We start from the raw sequence: 19,452 nt of genomic DNA on the forward strand, positions 1-19,452 counted from the left end.
CAAAAACAGACCCTATCTATAAAGGGTGAAATGCCCTACATATTGCTGCTTTTCATTGTCGTTTGCGTTGACAACATACCAGTAATCACCTGTGGGCAGGGGTTTGCCATTATAGTTGCCATCCCATTTCTTCACTTGGTCAAGGCGGGCCACTTCCCTACCGTAACGGTCATAAATGAGCACTTCGATATTGGGGAAAAACTCTCGGTTTTTAGGTGCCCAAAAGTCGTTCATATTGTCACCATCGGGAGTGAAGAAATTCGGAAACTCTACCATGCCATCAAAATCAAAAGGGAAAACTATTTCGGCATAACAACCCTGTGAATCTCTTACCCGTATATTAATGGTGGCATCATAACTGATGTTGAAAATGTTGTCACTTCCCTGTGACTCACCTTGAAAAAAGAACTCATACCCTCCAAAACCGCCAGTTGCTATGGCCGTTATTTCATCTGGCCCCGTTTTCATGGCCTCAAGAACCAATGGCTCGTAAGGGTCGATGGTAAATTCAACAAAGGTAGTACAGCCATTTGCATGGTATAGGTAAACGATGTGGTCTCCTGCAGGCAGGTCGGCCCATGTTCGCTCGGTAGTGGCCACTGAAATGTCATCAACATCTAAAGAGAACAGAACATCAGCGAAAGAACTGCCGTTCTGTTCCACTATGGTTGTGGTACTGTTGGGGAAAATACCCTCGCAGCCATATTCTACTACCGCCCCTGCATTGATATCGACCCCAATTTCAATAGGCACGACAATATTTGACATACACCCGTTGGCATCCCTTACAAAGAATACATAGCTCTCACCACCCAACAGGTTGTCAAAGAACAGGTTGTCGTTTCTAGCGAAATCGGCATCATCTGAAGAATTCATGCTCACCTCGTAGTATTCCACACCCATACCATCAACAAATGGAGTGCCCCCTGTTATGGCCAACTGCGCCGTACCGTCTGCAAAGCCCAAACAGATTTCAGGAGTCGATGTATATGAAATCTCCAATTCTTGGGGTTCAAAAACCTGTACCACGGCAGTTTCTGAGCAACCTTCGGAGTCTTGGATCAAAATGGTGTATTCACGGCCATTGGCATCACCTTCCAGTTCATCAAAGGTGTAAATACCTGGATTGGCAGGGTCACTAAAGAATTCGTTGAAATTCGGCCCTATGGCAAATTGAATCAAACCGACACCACCACTGGTCACCTCAACGGTTATGGTACCATCATCTTCGCCACTACAAGTAACGGGTGTAGCAGAGGCAGTATAAATGATTGGGGCTGGACGTTCGACTTCAAAGGGGCCTTCAATATCTTGACAGGTTACCCCACTTGTAACGGCCACATAGTAATCGGGAGACGCATCAAGACCTTCAAAAGTACCAAAATCATTGGAAGCTATCACAGTTGCCGAAGGCGATGGATTGAACGCATCAATAGGGTCGCCGATATATAGCGTATAGACATTTGATCCCACACCCCCGGAAGAGAATGACTCAATACGGCCATCGGTCTCGTTGGCACAAGAAATATCGTCTGGTAGATTCACCACAAGATCAACATTTTGGGCATCTACCAATGTGAGTCCGTTTGAATTGATGACCCCACAGGTATTGGTAGCATTTACTTTTCGCACCTCAAACTGATAAAAACCAGGGCCTCCACTTATCAAAGCGCTTGTATTGCCCACACCCATAGAGGTAAAGGGGTCTGTTGGCAATGAGCCAACAGGTCGGTACTCATATTCGAAACCCGGTTCTGGATTTTCAATGCTCAAGCGCATCTCGCCCATACCACCACAACCAGGTGCCTGTACCTGTACCAAATTGGGAATGATTGGGGGTGGTGGATCTACATAGTAAGGTATTGTTACCCCTAAACATCCATAACTGGATGATATTTCAATGGCATACCAGCCTTGGCTTATAAAACCACCGCTCGTACCCGTAAAGGTTGGGGAATCTTGTAGGCCACTTCTAGATATCTCATCTGCAATATTGTTGCTTCCCAAGTAGATTAACTGATACTTGTAACCTGCACCCGGCACACCTCCGGTGGCTCCGGGAATTGCGGTAATGACATCGCCTGTGGTAGGGTCATAGGCCTCAAGCACTGCATTGTTTCCATCGGGGCATACCAAGCCCTGGGGCTCACGGATACCAGCCTGAATAGGAGGGATTGGAGCCAACGTAATATCAAACGAAACTTCGCAACCTTCAACATCCCTAAATTCCACTCGATAGTCACCGTTGGCCAAATTTTCAAATTCATTGCTGGAACCCCATGTCGCCACCTCTAACGGATAGGTTCCTGACCCATCATCGAGCATCAATCGGTATTCGTAGGGTGCCACATCCCAGCCACCAGTCAAGGTAGCCTCAATTTTACCCGTGTTGTCGTTACAACTCACATTGCCGACCTCAATGGCATTGGGCACCAATGGGCCATTGGGTGCCCGAACAGTGGCAAGATTACTCACGTTGGAACAGAACGGATTTTGGGTAGAGGTAACCCTTACCACAAAATTTCCGCCCGTTAGGCCTGTTATTGTCTCTGGATTGTTTGCTGTATTCAGGTTTCCTGTGATTCCTGTTGATATCTCAACACCAAGATTATCAACCGCAAAAACTTCGTAAGAATAGGTGCCTGTATAATCGGTGACCGAAATGGAAAGCTCACCATCATCACCCGGCACGGCACAACTGACTGGTTTGGCCTCTAAAATGGTAATTGTGGGCAGTACAGGTTCTTGCACCTCGTGTTTGGGCAGTGGGTATGTACAACCCCCAGTATTGTCAACAATCTCAAAAAGATAGTCACCAGCAGCTGGCAAATCCACAAACCCGAAACTGGCACCGCTCACATTGACTGGCGGTACGGCAACCACAGAATTTGTAACTATGGTAAAATCTGTGGTGCCCACCACATCGATGCGAACGCGCTCTGGGTTGGCACAATCCAACACGTTCACAACGCTTAGGGTAGGAACCACATCTGTTGGGGGATTGATGGTAGGTACATCAAAGGTCGTTTGACAGCCATTACCATCAATGGCATAAACTGTAATATCTTGGGGCGAGCCATTATCGATAATCTCAAATGTATTGCTCGATTGATAATTCTCGAAACCGGTTATGCTGTACTGATAGCCCCCTGTTGCGGTTCCGGGGTCAACCACAGTTATTGTGATTATGGTAGAACTGTAAGTGTTGGTTCCCGGTGAACATGAGAAGTCTGGTGCGCTGGCGGTAATTGAAAATGGAAGGGGCTCTTCTATCTCAATACCATTCTGTCGAACAGAGCAATTGCGGGCCGTTACCACCTCCACATCATAAAACTGCGGAGTTAAACCGCTAAATGAGCCTGAGCTGTTCTGTTGTACAATATTAGCGGTTCCCGCCTCGTAAAGGGTATAGGTCAATGGCCCATCTACATCTGTGCCCGCCTGAAGTATAACATCTATACTACCATCGTCGGCACCATTACATGAAATATCTTCTTCGTTGATCGCGGCGATCACGGGAGGTGTGGCGGCTTCCAATGTTATGCCATCGACTAAAAAGGTACAGTTGCCCAAACCGTCAGAAACAATGTTATCGGTCACCAAAACTTGGTAATCCCCTGGGGCAATACCCGTAAAAGTTCCAGTAATGTTATCGTCGATGTAGGCCCCTCCACCGTCTTGAAGTTCAAAGGTGAAGTCACCACTGCCCCCATTGGTGGATATGGTAATCTCCCCATCAGCATTGTTACAAGAGGGTTGAACACTGAACTCTCCTGAGGCCGATAAAAATTCATAAACCTCTGCTGTGCCAGTGGTACTACAACCATCTGCATCCTCTAACAATACCGGATAGTTGCCCGGGGTGGTCACCAAAAAAGTTGCCTCATAAACCCCACCATTCAATACCCCGAATTGGGTCGAACCATTCAAGGTAAATCGGGGGGTATCGGTTGTGTTGGGAGTGCTCACCGTAATTTGAAAATCATTACCGGGCACATAGGTGCACTGGTTTACCACAACGGGGGTATTCAAAACTGGGGGCACTTGTTGCTGAATAATTGTTGCTATATCAAATGAAGTACAACCTGATGCATCACGAACATAAACATCATAATTTCCAGCCGGACCGATAAAAGTGGAAGTGGTACCAAAATCATCCGTTGGGTCTGCCGGTGTTGCCGCACCAGTGTAATCGGGCGTAAATCCAGAAGGGCCAAACGCAAATTCATATGGGCCTCCGGCACCACCAGCTCCCGTAACCGTGAATTGGCCATCGGCATTACAGTTGGCAGGTTCTTCGGTCAGTATAAAAATCGATGGCAGATTTTGGTCTATGGTAATCAAGGCGCCATCATTACAGTCATCGGTAAAATCGGTTACGATTACCTGGTAATTACCGGGAAGCGTCTCGAACGTATCTATGTAAGGAATGGTTATGACATTGGTCAAGTTCTGGGTATCCATCAGCGTACCGTCATCGACGTCATAGATTTGAACGAGCAAATCACTGCCTGGAGCAAAGCCTATAATTGTGTATTCTATCTGCCCGTTTCTCGAGGCATCGCAATAGCCTGCTGTAGATACAGCCGTAACTTCTAAAGGAGAGGGCCCGTCAACGGGGTCGATAATATCTTCGTAGACGCAGCCTGTGGCAATATCCAGAACCTCAACAGTGTAAGACACCCCAAACTGAAAGCCACTAAAGGTGTGCCTTCTTGGAGGGCTGCTGACAGGGCCAAATGGAGTATTTATAGGGCTCACCAACCGTATTTCAAATCCTGAGCTGCCATCACCACCAACAATATCAACAGTATAGGTAAATCCTCCGGGGTCACAAACAGGTGGCGGTGGTGCAACCGGTACAACATCCAAAGTAGTTTGGGTCACCGTGACCAAATCTTCATCACGACATCCGTTGGCATCCAAAGTAATGATTCTGTAGGTATCTGGTGCCAAACCTGTAAAGGTCTCAGAGGTGCTTGAAGTTGGGCCTATTCTTGAAATCTCACCTCCAAACTGGTCTTGTAAGATGTATGTGAAATCAGCGGTACCCCCAGTAACACCTGTTACATCAATAGAGCCCTCTACATTACCTGCCGAACAGGTTGCCAAATTGGAAACGACCGTGGCATCGGGTGCCGTACCGGCCGAGGGTACCGTAAAATTCTGCGGTACGGTTTCACAACCACGGGCATCTCTAACGATATACGTGTAATTCTGGCCTTGATTCAAACCTGAATAAACGGTCTGGGAGGTGAAAGCTCCCCCGTCAAAACTTATTTCATAAGGCGGCACTCCACTTGTGGCATCTGGGGTTATGATGGCACGGCCTGAGTTGGTCTCCCCGCACGCAGGCGGAAATACCTGAACAGAGGCAGGGTCAATGTTGATGGGTGGATCTAATACAAAAGGACTTGATTCGGCCACACAACCTTCATTATCGGTGACCCGAAAAATGTATGTGCCGGGGGTAGCGGTACTGTATGTAAAGTTGTTGGAAGTCAAGGGTACCGGTGCACCAAAAGTTGTTCCGTTATCAGAGCTGACCTCATATTGCTTTGGCCCAGCACCGGTAAGGTAGCCACCGGTTACACTGACATCTATGGCACCGGGTGCTCCACCACATGGTATTTCTGTATTCAAGGAAGCGTTGACCCGCAATTGTGGGTTTACGGTAAGGCTTACATTGTCTCTACAATTGTTGCCATCTCGTACCTCAATGGTGTAATTGCCTGGTGAAAGTCCAGGGAAAACAGGGCTACCTTGCCATGCACCCCCGTTTATCCTAAACTCATAAGGGGCACCAGCTGTACCGTTGGTTGTTACCTGAACACCAAGGGTAGCCCCCGTACCGGGCACATAGCATAAATCCGATGCTGTGGCATCGTAGTCGATGACCGGGGCATCAAGTGGTGTGAGCGTAAATGTAAAAGTGTCAGTGCAGCCCTCGGCATCCTCAACGGTCAATATATAATTGCCCGGCTGGGTCAAATTCCCGAATGTTCTGCCTGACTTGGGACCAATAGTACCGCCCAATGGTAATTGCAAGGTATACTGGTAGTTGCCCCATCCGCCTGTGGCGTTCGCCACTACCCTGCCGATATTGCTGTTGTCACAACTCATCGCCGTAACATTACCGGTGAGGCTTAGGGGTGTCGCCGGTTCTTGTATGGTAATGGTAGCCGTATCTTGGCAACCGGTATCCACATCGGTTACGGTAATGGTGTAGTTGCCCGCTCCTGAGGGGGGCAAATTCACTTCCAAATTGTTTTGTGGGCCACTTTCGGGCCCTCCATTGATATTATAGGTATAATTATTGGCAAAACCATCAATGATAAAGGTTCCATCACCATCGGTTGCTCCCGTGCACACATTGAAATCGCCACCGGCCTTTACTCTGGCCCTAATGGAACTGATCACGGCCGGGGTAAAACTATCCGTGTAGGTACAACCTTGGTCGTCTGTAACCCTAAATTGATAAGCTGTGTTTGTGTTTATATCATCAAACGTATCATTGCCCCCATTATCGATATAAACAGGGCTCAAAATCTCATAGCGTACAATAGGATTGGTGCTCGTTGCTGTCAATTGCACATCTGAAGTACCCGCAGCGCAGTTGGTATCACTCTGTGCAAAGCTAATGGCCGTTGGCGGGTCAACATCCAAAATGGTGATGGGCGTCAACTCCAATCGGCAGCCACCACTATCGCGAATAATGGGTGTATAGGTGCCTGGTGCCAGGTTATCGTAATAAGTCTGCGTGCTAAAGTTTGATGGATTATCTCCCGAAATACTGAAAACATAACCGCCACCAGAACCGCCGGAGAAGGGACCTTGAAATTCGATGATTCCACCTATTACGCCACCGCTACCGTCACAGGTTCTATCTGCAATCTTAACGGCATTTCCCGTAATGGCACCGACTGAAGTTACCGTAACTGAAGTGGGAATGGTATAAATACAGTCAAAACCACCCTGCTGATAGCGTACTTGAATATTGTTGTATGTGCCGGCCGAAACGCTCAGCAATGGGTCATTGCTCCACGGATCTGCAGGCGTGGCCCTAAAAGATAGGTTATAGCCCTTTGCGTCGATTACGTTGATGTCTATTTTGGCTCCGCCATTGGTACAGTCGCCATCAATACCACTTGCCGAGACATCTGGCGGGGTCAATTCGACCACATTGGCCGAGGCCGTGATAATACATCCGTTGGCATCAGTGATTGTAAAGTCGTAGGTGCCGGCACTTGAAACGCTATATGTTGTTTGCGTGGTGTAAGAACCACCCGAATTGCCACCATCACTGACCGTAAAAGTATAGGGTGCGGTTCCGCCAGAAGTTCTTACAATAATATCGACACTTGACGAACCACAACCAGGTTCTGAGCTCAGGCTCTCGTTCACCTCTGTAGATGCCGTCAAAGCCACAATCCCATCACCAATGGTAATGGGGTTGCCATTTATGTCAAGGTTTTGTCTTGGGGGCGGACTGCCCGTACACTGCTGGGTCTCAACCTGCACACTATACGTGCCAAAACCAACAGCACTAAAAGTGTATGGGTTTGTTGTGATGAAGGTAGTAAACTCTTGAGGCACACCATTTTCATCAAGCAAGGTATACTTATACGGCCCAGGAACGTCATTGACGGTGACTGTTATGCTTCCCGTATCACCAAAACACTGGGCATCGGTAAATTCAACATCGATACTGATATCCAATTGCTCAATGACGATGGGCTCGTATGGGTATTCGCAAGTGTTCGGGGTATTCTGTAGTCTTGCCTTTACGACATAAGTGCCTGGGGCAAGTCCATCAAAAATGGGTGAAGGCTGCCAAGCACCGAAGCCACTTCCGCTATCTATACTAAACTCATAGGCACTTGATAGGTTGGTAATCTGTATACGGCCATCGACCCCACAGATATAATCACGCTTTACATAAGTTTGGATGATAGTACTCTTCTTAACCTTAAAAAAATACTGTTGTCCATCGGCCACGACCCGAAATTCAGCACCGGAACCGGCCGGTATGCTACTGGCATCCAAGGTGAAAGATTGTGCCGTGCTGACCGTTGTGTAACACGAAGTGTTGGTATTGGGGCAGTCTTCATTAACATCTGGCGAACAAGAGCCACCCAATACCTGCCATTGAACCGAACCATATGGCCCTCCCGACAGGGTAATAGTTCTATCATCAGAGTCGCCACAAAGGTTGAAACGGGCCACCGTAAAACCATTATTGCTACAGCCCACCTCTTCATCTGCCCCTTGGATAATAGTGGTGAACAGCATGCTCGCTGCAGTTGCACTAGCGGTTTCATTGGCATCTGCACGGCTAAGGAAATTTTCCATTGCCACATCTGTGGATGCTTTTTCAACCTTTGAAAAAACAACCTCTGACAAAACCTTGTGAACATTGGTTTTCGCCACTGCTGAAGAAAAAACTATTGATACCAAGACCAACAGCAGGGCATAGTAGGAATGCCTAGTTTTTCTGGGAAGCATAGGTTAATTGGTGTTATGGTAAGAATACTCAGATTTGGGACCTTAATATTCTAATCGTAATTATCTAATCGTATAAAAACTTTCTTTTTATCTTCGGCAAAGACCGTCATTCGTCTATATTATTATAACATTCAACGTAAAATTATGAAAAAAAGTGCCTTATCCCTTTATTTTTTCGTTGTACTGCTTACCTCATCATGTGCCCAAAAGGTAGATAAGGGCATAAATCTTCCTTCACAAATCAACTTTACGGCCGAATCGGTGGTCGATGGATTGCAAAACCCATGGGGTATGGCCTTTTTGCCAGATGGAAGTATACTGATCACGGAAAAATCTGGAAAACTTATCCATTTCAAAGAAGGAAAAAAGGTGGAAGTTGCGAACACCCCTGAGGTCTATGACCGAGGCCAAGGTGGTTTCATGGATGTGGAACTGCATCCCGATTATGCTCAAAACGGGTGGATTTACTTCTCTTATTCCTCAACCGATGGGGAAGGTAGCGGTGCCAATACCGCCATCATGAGGGCCAAGTTGCGCGATAACCAACTTACAAACAAAGAAATACTGTACAAAGGGGTGCCCAACACCACCCGAGGGCACCATTTTGGTTCTCGACTGGAATTTGATGACGAGGGATATCTTTATTTCTCGATAGGAGACCGGGGCAACCGTGATGAAAACCCACAGGATATAACCCGCGATGGTGGTAAAATCTATCGCCTACACGATGATGGGCGCATACCGACCGACAATCCGTTTGTTGGTAAATCCGGTGCCAAAACTGCCATATATAGTTATGGACACCGAAACCCGCAGGGATTGACCAAACATCCTAAAACTGGTGAGATTTGGGAGCATGAGCATGGTCCGCGCGGGGGCGATGAAATCAATATCATCGAAAAGGGCAAAAACTATGGCTGGCCGGTGATTACCTATGGCATCAATTACAGTGGCACAAAAATCACTGACGAAACCACACGACCGGGTATGGAACAGCCCATTTACTATTGGGTGCCCTCCATTGCACCCAGTGGCATGACCTTTGTCTCGTCTGATAAATACCCCTATTGGAAAGGCAACCTTCTGGTAGGATCGCTCGCTTTTCAATACCTCGAGCGATTGGTTCTGGAAAACAACAAGGTCACCTATCGCGAAAAATTGCTCGATGGCATGGGGCGTGTGCGAAACGTACGCCAAGCACCCGATGGCCATATCTATGTGGGCATCGAAGGAAAAGGCATTTATCGGTTAGAGCCGAAATAGTCGTTTCTGCCATTATCTGTGCTGTTTGGCCAAATCTTCCAAGGCTTTTATCACATTTCGGGCCCTGTCTCTATCGGGTTGGCGATTGAGAAACAGAAAAACTTCGGTGTCAGATGGAAAATAGACATTGAACAACTCAAATCCACGGTCAGATCCGTCCATATTGGCAGTAGGTCCTTTGAAAAATAGGCTGTTCTCTTCGTTGAGTACATCCCCAGAGCGAATGAGTCTGTAAAAACCCAAGAGGTCGTTTAAGGTCGAATACATTCCCCCACTGCCTTTTACCAACCAAGAGGTTTTCCCCCAATTTGGGGGAATATTCGGAATACCGATGGAAGATGGTCCATGGCCCACGGCAAAATCCGTTAAGGTCAAGCCGCGTGACTCACCATATTCACCGGTGCGCGTCATATTTGCTGGATCTAGAAAGTTCTGGCGGATAAACGTGTAATACGGTTCCCCAGAAATAATTTCAATAAGGGCCGCCAACAGGCCAAAGGCCCCATGGGAATGTTTTTTGCCTTTTCCGGGCTCGAAGAGCAACTCTTGGGCCAGCAGGCGTTGCACCGCCTCTTTTCGGTCAATGTACCTCAAATCAGCATCCCAATCTTCGTTGGTATGGAAGAAATCAGGAAATCCAGACTGGCCCGTCAATAGGTGATGTATGGTGATAGAAGATTTATCCTCGGGAACATTGTCAAGATATTTATCAATGGTGTCTTCAAGAGCTATTTGACCTTTTTGACGAAGCAAAAAAATGGCCGCTACCGTAAAGTCTATGGGCCGGGATCCAATGCCAAAAATTGTATTTACAGTGTTTTTTTGGTTTAGCTTTTCATTGGCCATACCAAAACCCTTTTCGAAAAAAACCTCACCTTTGATCCGCACGTGAACGAGGCCAGCAAATCCCTCCTGTTCCAAATTATCAATAGTTTGCCCCAAATTCTCCAATGTTATCGTCATGGCATCCGCTGCCTTCATTACTTCCAGATTGGAAATAACATCGTTTTCATGGTCTAAAACTACCTTGAGTTGCTTGCTCCCGTTGTCCGAAGACAGATTGAACAGTACTATATTGTTCATCAAATCAACACCTATACCATCCAAATACGGTCGTAGTTGACTACGCAGTCGCTTCAAATATTCAAAGGTTTTCTTGCGGCTCTCGCCAGACATTTGGGCCATATTTCTATCGATAAAAGCATTGATGGCCCCATCATCGTTGGATAAGAGGAATTTCTCTACATTTCGCTCGGCCTTGGCCTCAAGGGCTTCTGGTGAAAGCTGGGCCTGCCCCGTGGAGACCGTACAAATCATAATAAAAAGGAAAAAGAATCTGTTCAATGGCAACATACTACGGTTATTTGATTGAATGTAAGCACATCAAATATAACTATTTTTTTAGTTATATAACTATTTTTTTAGTTTTTAAACTAAAATGACAGTTTTCCATACGATAGAAATTTCGAAAATGCTATCCCGAATCGAAACAGGTGATAAGCAGTATATCTGAGGGGATTCCTTTTAAAACCCATTATGGCTTTAGGCCATGTATCCGGTCATTGGAAGGATATTAATTTTGAAGGGCTTTCAGGGCCTCCCGTACCGACCCGTATTTTTCAAGTGCTTTTCCCGCTTCTTCATAATCCATCCCCAGGGCTTCTACCAAATAGCGGGTACCCCGATCTACCAATTTGTTGTTGCTCAGTTGCATATCGACCATTTTGTTGCCCTTTACCCGACCGATTTTGATCATCAGGGCGCTGGAGATCATATTGAGGGCCAATTTTTGGCTTGTACCGCTCTTCATGCGGGTGCTGCCCGTAACAAACTCAGGCCCCACCTCTATTTCAATGGCGATATCGACCAATTTGGCCAACGGCGACCCCGGATTGTTGGTGATGCCAGCGGTCAAAATTCCATGTTTTTTGGCATCTTCAAGACCACCCAAGACATAGGGGGTGGTACCCGAAGCGGCAATGCCCACCAGCACATCGTTTTTGTTGATGGCATATTCCTGCAAATCTTTCCAAGCTTGTTTGGTATCGTCCTCTGCAAACTCAACCGCTTTTCGAATGGCTACGTCGCCACCCGCTATCAAACCGATGACCCTATCGTGTGGCATACCATAGGTGGGCGGAATCTCTGAGGCATCTAAAATGCCAAGTCGTCCGCTCGTGCCCGCACCGATATAGAACAGTCGGCCTCCTTTTTGAAAACGTTCCACGGTGGCATCGACAAGTTTCGTGATTTGCGGAATCACCTTTTCTACCGCAAAGGCCACCTTTTTATCTTCCTCGTTGATATTCCGCAATATTTCAGCGGTCGACATTTTTTCCAGGTCATTGTACAACGACGGCTGCTCGGTAATCTTCTTATAGTCGGCCATATTACAGCAAACGTATTTCTTGGTTTCTAAAATTGTCCAATAAAGGGTGGTCTGGGTCCAGTTCGGTGACCATCACATCAATGTCGTTCAGTTCGCAGGTCTTGAAACGGTGCTGCGAATTCAGTTTTTCAGAAATGCAGAGCAAAACGGTTTTCTTGGAGGCCTGTATAACCGCTTTTTTGGTCTGCACGATATCCCAGTCAAATTCTGTCAATCCGAATTGGGCATCGACATAACCGGTTCCTATAAAGCTGTAATCTGCCTTGATCTGTGACAGGTTGTGCACAGCATTGGCCCCAATGGCAATCTGTGAATCTTTTGACAACACACCTCCAATGAAAATGGTCTCCACATTGGGTTTGTTCAGTAGCTCCATGGCCACGGGCAAGCTCAGTGTAAAACAGGTCAAATTCAGTTTTGGGGGTAAAATTCTCGCCAACTCCAAACAAGTTGTACCCCCGTCTATCAATATTACGCTGTTATCTTTCAGTAGTTTAACGGCCTTTTCGGCAATGGCCATTTTTTGTTCAAGTGCATAGACATTGTTTCGTGCGGGGCTATAGTTTGCAAATCCAAGTGAAACAGCCCCTCCATGTACCTTTCTAAGCTTGTTGTCGGCATCGAGCTCTTTTACATCGCGCCGCACCGTATCAATGGATACATCCAGCTTCTCGGCAATGTCGGTCAGCAAGACACGATTGTGCAGTTCAACTTCGTTCAAAATGGTTCTTTGGCGCTCTTCTTTAAGCATTTTCTTTTGTCTATTTTCAGAACGGTTGCAAAGATAATCAATTTACCAACATGCCGTTTTATTCAGGTAAATTGTTAAAAAAGGTTGTTAAGAGCAAAAAACAGCAAATAAAAAAGCAAAAAACAGCAGATTATGATTTTATTGCTTATTTTTGCCTCGATAAATCTGTTCAACAAGTCAAGATTATGCTAGAAACCAAAAAAAGAGACATTTCGTACCAACCTGCCGGCCAGTTCGAAGAGACCCGTTTCGAAAAAATCCACAATGTAATTTTTGAAAGTTCCGACGAGGCCTCCCTTCAGGTGGCTGAAGAAATAGCCAATTTGATTAGGGACAAACAATCAAAAGGAGAGACCTGTGTACTTGGCCTTGCTACGGGCTCATCCCCTATTAGGGTGTACGAAGAGTTGGTGCGTATGCACCGTGAAGAAGGGCTGAGTTTTAAAAATGTCATCACCTTCAATCTTGACGAATACCTGCCAATGGAAAAGGATAACCGGCAGAGCTACCATCACTTTATGCACGAACATTTGTTCAACCATGTAGATATCGATCCAGAAAATATCAACATTCCCGATGGAATGGTGCCCCCTGAAAAAACCAAGGAGTACTGCCTGTCTTATGAGAAAAAAATTAAAGATGCCGGCGGAATCGATTTTCAACTCTTGGGTATCGGCAGAACGGGCCACATCGGGTTCAACGAACCGGGTTCCCACTACAATTCGGGCACGCGCGTCATTACGCTCGACCATATAACCCGTGTCGATGCGGGTCCAGCTTTTTTGGGCATCGACAATGTACCGCGCAAGGCCATTACCATGGGCATCGCTACCGTTAGAAGCGCCAGAAGAATTGTGTTGCTCGCGTGGGGGCAGAACAAGGCCGACATCATCAAAAAAACCATTGAAGGCGAAATCTCTTCAGAAGTGCCCGCCACTTACTTACAAGAACATGATAACTGTACCTTTGTATTGGACGAGGCCGCGGGCAGCGAGTTAACCCGTAACAAAACACCTTGGTTGGTCGATGAATCATTAGAGTGGACCGAGCCCCTGACCGCAAAGGCCGTGGTATGGCTCTGCAGCAAAACCGACAAATCCATCCTTCGCCTTACCGACAAAGATTACAACGACAACGGCATGTCGGGACTGTTGACACAAGAAGACTCGTACGACCTGAACATTCGCATGTTCAACCGGCTGCAACACACCATCACGGGCTGGCCCGGGGGCAAGCCCAATGCAGATGACACCAAACGGCCCGAGCGTGCCGAACCTGCCAAAAAACGGGTCATTATCTTTAGTCCGCACCCCGATGACGATGTCATTTCGATGGGGGGCACCTTCGACAGGCTCGTTCAACAAGGGCATGAGGTGCATGTGGCCTATCAGACCTCTGGAAACATTGCAGTTTCTGACAAAGATGCGCTTCGGTATGCCGAAATAGCCAATACCATTGCCCCCTCGAAAGAGGCACAGGCCATTATCGATGCGATCAAGGCGAAAAAAGATAGTAGCATCGATCCCATAGAGGTCAGAAAACTGAAAGGTTATATCAGAAGGGGCGAATCGTACGCCGCTACGAGATACCTGGGCCTTGACGACCGGTACGTTCATTTTTTAGACCTGCCCTTCTATGAAACGGGCACCATCAAGAAAAAAAGTCTTTCTGAGGAAGACTACCAAATTATGGTCGACATCATTAAAAAGGTGAAGCCCCATCAAATCTATGCGGCAGGCGACCTGGCCGACCCACACGGCACCCACAAGGTCTGTCTTGATGCGGTATTGGAAGCGGTAAAACGACTCAAAAAAGAACCATTTATGAACGACTGCTGGCTATGGCTCTACCGCGGTGCATGGCATGAGTGGGACATTGACCAGATTGAAATGGCCGTCCCCATGAGTCCTGATCAGGTGCTCAGAAAACGGAATGCCATTTTCTGCCACCAGTCACAAAAAGACGGGGTCATGTTCCAAGGCAACGATTCGCGTGAGTTTTGGATGCGTGCCGAGGAACGCAACAAAGAAACCGCTGAATGGTACAATAAATTGGGCTTGGCCGATTATGCCGCCATGGAAGCATTCGTCCGTTACCATTTTTAGGAAGCTTTTCATCAATTCTTTACCTTTAGTCATTGTCCTTGGAAACTTAAAATGGGGAGAAAATTTTTATTGCTCTTAATATTGGCTCTTGGTTCCTGTGCCGGTCTGAAATACGAAAAATATCCAGAACAAGAATTTAGGGGCGTATGGGTGGCCACCGTGGTCAATATCGATTGGCCCAAAAGCGGAAATGATTCCGTAAAAAAGCAGAAAGAAGATTTTCTTCGGATTCTCGACTTCTACGATAGCCTTAATTTCAACACGCTGATCGTACAGGTCAGAACTGCCGGTGATGCCTTCTACCTGTCTGAGATGGCCCCATGGTCTCGTTTTTTGACAGGCGCCGAAGGTGTGCCCAAAGAGGGGTTTGAAGATCCCTTGCAATGGATGCTCGATAAGACCCATGAACGGGGTATGCAATTTCACGCCTGGTTCAACCCCTATCGGGCAACCTTTGACCTCGATACCACTATTTTGGCCGAAACCCATGATTTTTACCGGCACCGCGATTGGATGTTGAAATATGGCAAGAAGTACTACTATAACCCCGGCATCCCCGAGGTATGGAAGCATCTGACCAAAGTGGTAGAAGAAGTGGTCGACAAGTATGATATTGACGGGGTACATTTCGATGATTATTTCTATCCCTATAAAATTAAGGGTGAGATTTTTAATGATTCCCTGGCCTATGCTGAGAATGCTTTGCCACACCAAAATTTGGAGGATTGGCGCCGTGCCAATGTCGATTCGTTGGTGCAAAACATCCACCAGGTGATCGAGGGCAAAAAACCATGGGTGCGCTTTGGGGTGAGTCCGTTCGGGGTATGGAAAAACCAATCGACCGACCCTGAGGGTTCTGAAACCCAAGCTGGCCAGACCACTTACGAAGATCTGTATGCCGACCCCCTGCTTTGGATGCAAAAGGGCTGGCTCGACTATATCGTGCCACAGGCTTATTGGAGCATGCACTACCCAGCCGCCTCGCATGAAAAGATTGCGCAATGGTGGGCACAGAACAGTGAGAACACCAATTTGTACATGGGCAACGGCCCATACAAGATCAGGAACAATCCCGACAAGGCGTGGAAACGGAAAAGGGAATTGCCGAAACAATTGGCCTTGGCCCGAAACATACCACAGATCAAGGGCAATGTATTTTTTAGTGCAAAATCATTGCTTAACCGGCATGAGGATGTGGTGAACAAACTCCGAAGAAATTTTTACAAAAGGCCCGCAGCTGTGCCACCAATGGCCAACAATGCGAAAAAAAACATCCCAAAACCTGCCATTGCCTCCAAAAAACGCCTGGACAAAGAGACAGAACTCTGTGTTTCCCATTTTGATTCTGTTCCCCGTTTTGTGTCACTCTATACCATGAATGGAAGTGGTGAGCCCGATGAACTGTTGGCAAAAGGATACATTCCCGCCAACGAATCAGAAAGCTGCCTTCGGGCCACGTTTGGTAGAAGGCAGTTAAAAAAGGGTGTTGGCATCATGGTAGAGGACGCATACGGCAATCGAAGTGATTTGCAAAGGGCGACATTTGATGATTAAAGACCAATATGCGCAATGGCAGAACGAGTTTCTCCAAAAAATATGGATATTCGTAACAACCAAACCCTCTAGCTTTCCCCATGAAAGGAATCCAAAAAGATAAACGGGCATGGGCCTGGGTACCCCTTTTATATTTTACACAGGGCCTACCCTATGTTGTTGTGGTGACCGTTTCGGTAATCATGTACAAAAAACTGGGCATCAGCAATGCCGATATCGGCCTGTACACCAGTTGGCTCTATTTGCCCTGGGTATTGAAACCACTGTGGAGTCCGTTTGTGGACCTAAAAAGCACCAAACGCAATTGGTTTTTGGCCATGCAATTGCTCATTTCCATTGCCCTTTTGGGGGTGGGGCTGACCCTACCGACCAACCTCTTTTTTGTGACTACCTTAGCCTGTTTTTGGATGGCCGCTTTTGCTTCTGCCACCAATGATATTGCCTCTGACGGCTACTATATGATAGGCCTAACAGAAAAAAAACAATCGTTTTTTGTGGGCATTCGCAGCACTTTTTACCGACTGGCCATGGTAACGGGTGAGGGCCTTATCGTAATTCTGGCGGGCTTTTTAGAGAACCATTATGGAGATAACACCAAAGCTTGGAGCGTGACCATGACAGCCACGGCATTTTTGATGCTGGGGTTGACCATTTCCAACTTTTTTGCCGCTCCGAAATACGAATCATCGGCCAACATTGTGCTCGACAAACCAAAAGGGTTTTTAGAGGTGTTTGTGTCCTTTTTCAAAAAACCCAACATCGGTATTGCCCTGGCATTTATCCTCACCTATCGGTTGGGTGAATCACAGTTGGTGAAAATGGCGGCGCCTTTTTTGCTGGATCCCGTTGAAAAAGGCGGACTCGGTTATTCTACCGAGCAACTGGGCACCATTTTCGGCACCGTGGGGGTCATCATGCTTTCGGTCGGTGGAATTTTAGGTGGCATTCTCATCTCGCGCGACGGACTCAAAAAATGGATGTTGCCCATGATACTTTCCCTGAACGTACCGAACATCCTATATGCCATTTTGGCCCTTACCAAGACCACCAACATAGTGGCCGTAACAACCACTGTGGTGTTCGAAAAATTTGGGTATGGCTTTGGCTTCGCTGCCTTTCTCATGTACCTCATCTACATTGCAGAGGGCAAATCAAAGACTTCACATTATGCGATCGCCACCGGTTTTATGGCATTGGGCATGATGCTGCCCGGCATGTTGAGCGGTTTTATGCAAGAATGGCTGGGTTATGGTGGATTCTTTATTTGGGTGGTCATAGCGGCACTTCCTGCCCTATTGCTGCTGCCCTTTTTAAAATATCCTGCCGATTATGGCAAAAAAGGTGTTTCCGATGCGTAACCCACTCCCCTATTCGGAAGCGGTAAAGGCACTAACCCTTGAGGAAAAAGTAGGGCAATTGTTCATGCCCGCCGCCTTTATCAATGACACAGAGGAAGAAGTACGAAAACTGGAAAAACTGATTGCAGAGCACCATATCGGAAGCATCTGCTTTTTTCACAGTCGTGCCAGTGCCGCCACGAATTTCGAGGGAAAGAAAGAGGTGGTGCACAACGAAAACAGCTATGGCCGCCTAAAAACCCTGATTGCCCGTTACCAACAAGCGGCCCAACATCCGCTGTTGGTGGCCATTGATGCAGAATGGGGCTTGGCCATGCGTATTGAAAACACCCCGCAATACCCTTACGCCATTACCTTGGGGGCCATGCAGGGCGGTTCAGATTTGGTGTTCGAGGTGGGCAAGCAGATAGCCCTCGACTGCCGCAAAGCGGGCATCCATTGGAATTTGGCCCCCGTTGTCGATATCAATTTGAATCCCGAAAATCCAGTCATTGGCTATCGCTCTTTTGGAAGCGACAAGTACCAAGTGACGCAATATGCAAAATCTTTTATGGAAGGAATGGCGAGTGCCGGCATCCTCAACTCGATCAAACACTTTCCCGGGCATGGCGATACCGCCGTGGACTCCCATCTGGGGCTTCCGAAAATAGACAAAAGTAAATTGGTACTGCATGAAAACGAACTGTTCCCTTTCAACGAACTGATCAAAGAAGGGGTAGATTCGGTGATGGTCGGGCATTTGGCAGTACCCGCCCTTAGCAACGGCAAGGAAGCATCCGCCTCTGTATCCGAAGCAATTATTACTGGATTTTTGAGAAAGGAATTGGGCTGGAGCGGACCGGTCATCTCCGATGCGCTCAATATGCATGCGGTCTCCAAAAGCTATACCGAAAAGGGTTTGTTGGAATACGAGGCTTTTATGGCCGGAAACGACGTACTCTGCTTTGCAGACCACGTTACAGAGGGCATTGGACAGATTATTGAAAAAGGCAACCCTGAGCAAATTGAAGCAAGCTTCGAACGCCTTTGGAAACTCAAGGAAAAAGCTTTCGCGAAAAATGTGATCGAAGGCGATTTGCAGCAAGACGAAAAATTGATGCAAAAACTCGCCAAAGAAAGCCTTACACTGTTGAAAGGAACATCCCATACCTTGGAAAAATTCAGAACCGAGGGTTTTGGTTTGGTTGAAATAGGCAAAACGGACAACCTTTTTTCAGAACAACTTTTGGCGCAACAAAAGAACACTACAAATGTCGTTTTGGCGCTTTTTCCCCGACAGGTGAAACCAAAAAACAATTTTGGTTTTTCAGATTCTGAGTTACAGACAATTTCCAATGTCCTAGCACAGAAAAACACCGCACTCTATCTTTTTGGCAATCCGTTTGTCTTGAACTTGCTCGACTGGCAGCAAGCAAAAGCGGTGGTTGTTGCCTACCAAGATTTTAAGGTGTTTCAAGAGAACGCCCTACAACATTTCTTGGGCAACCTAGAAGCCAAAGGACAACTTCCGGTAACCATAAAGTAACG

At 47.0% G+C, this 19,452-nt stretch carries 9 protein-coding genes; 5 read left to right on the plus strand and 4 right to left on the minus strand.

Annotated features, from left to right (window positions below; translation table 11 throughout):
- Nucleotides 1-12: 12 nt before the first annotated feature.
- Nucleotides 13-8,505 (minus strand): T9SS type B sorting domain-containing protein, encoded by an 8,493-nt coding sequence (locus VC82_RS01130; protein ID WP_045800755.1) that lies wholly within the window; start codon nt 8,503-8,505, stop codon nt 13-15.
- A 144-nt stretch (nt 8,506-8,649) separates the two neighbouring features.
- On the opposite strand from VC82_RS01130, the gene VC82_RS01135 reads away from it, so the two are divergent.
- A complete protein-coding gene (locus VC82_RS01135) occupies nt 8,650-9,768 on the plus strand; it encodes a PQQ-dependent sugar dehydrogenase (protein WP_045800756.1) in 1,119 nt (372 codons plus the stop codon).
- Nucleotides 9,769-9,780: 12 nt separating this feature from the next.
- Here VC82_RS01135 and VC82_RS15175 read toward each other — a convergent pair whose 3' ends face one another.
- From VC82_RS15175 to VC82_RS01150, 3 genes are all read right to left on the minus strand, one after another.
- Nucleotides 9,781-11,085: a serine hydrolase domain-containing protein gene (locus tag VC82_RS15175; RefSeq protein WP_170218302.1), complete on the minus strand. Its 1,305-nt coding sequence runs from the start codon at nt 11,083-11,085 to the stop codon at nt 9,781-9,783.
- A gap of 256 nt (nt 11,086-11,341) precedes the next feature.
- Nucleotides 11,342-12,157 carry an N-acetylmuramic acid 6-phosphate etherase gene (gene murQ, locus VC82_RS01145; protein ID WP_045800757.1) on the minus strand — a complete coding sequence of 272 codons (816 nt, stop codon included), beginning with the start codon at nt 12,155-12,157 and terminating at the stop codon, nt 11,342-11,344.
- Between the two features lies 1 nt (nt 12,158).
- A complete protein-coding gene (locus VC82_RS01150; protein WP_045800758.1) occupies nt 12,159-12,908 on the minus strand; it encodes a DeoR/GlpR family DNA-binding transcription regulator in 750 nt (249 codons plus the stop codon).
- 185 nt (nt 12,909-13,093) lie between these two features.
- On the opposite strand from VC82_RS01150, the gene nagB reads away from it, so the two are divergent.
- From nagB to VC82_RS01170, 4 genes are all read left to right on the plus strand, one after another.
- On the plus strand, nt 13,094-15,013 hold the full coding sequence (gene nagB / locus VC82_RS01155; RefSeq protein WP_045803150.1) for a glucosamine-6-phosphate deaminase: 1,920 nt from the start codon (nt 13,094-13,096) through the stop codon (nt 15,011-15,013).
- Nucleotides 15,014-15,064: 51 nt separating this feature from the next.
- Nucleotides 15,065-16,567, plus strand: a complete 1,503-nt coding sequence (locus tag VC82_RS01160) for a glycoside hydrolase family 10-like protein (RefSeq protein WP_045800759.1) — start codon at nt 15,065-15,067, stop codon at nt 16,565-16,567.
- Nucleotides 16,568-16,647: 80 nt separating this feature from the next.
- Nucleotides 16,648-17,925 carry an MFS transporter gene (locus VC82_RS01165; RefSeq protein WP_045800760.1) on the plus strand — a complete coding sequence of 426 codons (1,278 nt, stop codon included), beginning with the start codon at nt 16,648-16,650 and terminating at the stop codon, nt 17,923-17,925.
- Nucleotides 17,918-19,450: a glycoside hydrolase family 3 protein gene (locus VC82_RS01170; RefSeq protein WP_045803151.1), complete on the plus strand. Its 1,533-nt coding sequence runs from the start codon at nt 17,918-17,920 to the stop codon at nt 19,448-19,450. Before VC82_RS01165 ends, VC82_RS01170 begins: the two co-directional genes overlap by 8 nt.
- The last annotated feature ends 2 nt before the right edge of the window (nt 19,451-19,452 follow it).

Origin of the sequence: Flagellimonas lutaonensis, from assembly GCF_000963865.1 — a bacterium.
Classification (GTDB): Bacteria; Bacteroidota; Bacteroidia; order Flavobacteriales; family Flavobacteriaceae; genus Flagellimonas_A; species Flagellimonas_A lutaonensis.